The organism is Moorena sp. SIO4A1, assembly GCF_010672065.1.
Lineage (GTDB): Bacteria > Cyanobacteriota > Cyanobacteriia > Cyanobacteriales > Coleofasciculaceae > Moorena.
Window position 1 is genome coordinate 1 of the sequence record NZ_JAAHHX010000507.1, and the last position, 1,753, is coordinate 1,753.

2 protein-coding genes are annotated in these 1,753 nt (G+C 43.2%); both read left to right on the forward strand.

Going from position 1 to position 1,753, the window contains the following annotated elements; translation table 11 throughout:
• Positions 1 to 143: 143 nt before the first annotated feature.
• Entirely contained in the window at positions 144 to 395 is a 252-nt protein-coding gene (locus F6K53_RS39990; RefSeq protein WP_293085606.1) for a helix-turn-helix domain-containing protein, read from the forward strand.
• On the forward strand, positions 323 to 1,438 hold the full coding sequence (locus F6K53_RS39995; RefSeq protein ID WP_293071363.1) for a transposase: 1,116 nt from the start codon (positions 323 to 325) through the stop codon (positions 1,436 to 1,438). The genes F6K53_RS39990 and F6K53_RS39995 overlap by 73 nt, the downstream gene beginning before the upstream one ends.
• The last annotated feature ends 315 nt before the right edge of the window (positions 1,439 to 1,753 follow it).

Consider the following 1,753-nt stretch of genomic DNA (forward strand, 5'->3'; position numbering starts at 1 on the left):
GGGTTTGAACTCATTGAGTACTTGGTTAGAAGTTACCGTAAGAGTAGTGCAGCCTTTATAGTTGGTAAATTATGCAGCATAGGGTAAAGGTTTTGTAGTAAGGCTGCACTACTCTAAGGTTTCATCTCCGGTCGGTCTCAACGGTGGAAAAATCCTGGTTCTCAGCCAATCTGAAAGCTGCCCAGAGTCCGAACTTACCGCAGATCTTCTCTGAATCATTCACGTCTTCTCCTGCCGGGTTCACGGACTCCGAAAGTACGGTAAAAAAATCAAAGAAGATTCGACTGTTCCTAAATCCTGACCAGAGATCTCTTATTCGCCAATGGTTCGGAGTGTCCCGTTATGTGTTCAACAAAACCGTCAAAATCCTCCATCCAACCAAAATGGCGAAGTAAAAGCCAATTGGAAAGCAATCAAAACAGGGATATTAAACGACCTTCCTGAGTGGTGCAAGGAAGTACCTTATCAAATAAAATCGATAGCGATTAAGGATGCTTGCACCGCCGTCAGGGAGGCCAATAAAAAGTACAAAAAGACGTCACAAATTAATCGGGTAAGATTCAGGTCAAGGAAAAACCCCATTCAGTCTTGCTATATTCCTAAGTCAGCAGTTTCTGAAACAGGAATATATCACACAAAGCTGGGTAAATTGACTTACGCTGAAGACTTGCCCGTAGATATTTGTGACTGCCGACTAACTAGTAACAATGGCGATTACTATCTAGTAGTCCCTCACAAGGTAGCTGTATCATATACCGAAAACCAAGGTAGAGTAGTTGCTTTAGACCCTGGAGTCAGAACTTTCATCACTTTTTTCAGTGAGACATCTGTAGGAAAGATTGGGCACGGAGATTTTTCTCGCATCCAACGTCTGTGTCAGCATTTAGATAATTTACTGTCTAAAATCAGTAAAGCCAAACGCGGACAAAAGCGTCGGATGAGAAAAGCCGCTAGGCGAATGGTTATCAAAATCCAGAACCTAATCAATGAGCTTCATCATAAGACAGCTAGGTTTTTGGTTGATAACTTTGATGTGATTCTACTTCCCACCTTTGAAACATCTAAAATGTCTAAAAAAGGAAATAGAAAAATCCGATCTAAAACCGTTCGGAACATGCTCACCTTTGCTCATTATCGCTTCAAGGAATTTTTGAAGCATAAAACTCAGGAAACTGGAAAAACAGTGGTAGATGTCTGCGAGGCTTACACCAGTAAGACTGTTAGCTGGACAGGTGAACTGGTCAATATAGGCGGGAGTAAGACTATCAAGTCAAAAGTTGATGGTAAAGTCATGGACAGAGACATCAACGGTGCTCGTGGTATATTTCTGCGTTCGCGCAGCGTGGCCTACGGCCATGCTTTGGGAGATACCCCCTGGTTGCGAAAGCAGCTTGCATTAGTGAGCCAGAATCCGCCCTTGGTAGATTTTGGTAGCTAAAAAGTATCGGAAAACTTCGACTTTGTTAATGCTTACCTCAAGGGTGTTAGTCCCGAGATTCGCAATCAAAACGGCTTTATCGTCAAGTTTATCGGAGATGGTATAATTGCTGTTTTACCTGATGGCACCGATGAGGCAGTAGCAGCGGGAATTGCCAAGCAAATCAGAGTGGAAGAATACAATCGCGAGGCTTTGTTGCATGAATGATGAAGGGGTCAAAATGCTCCCCCTCTCAGGAGCAGTTTTAAGCATTATGGGCATAGCTATCAGGCATACCCAAATGGGTCATAGGATTGAGGGCAGCACAAGCAAGTA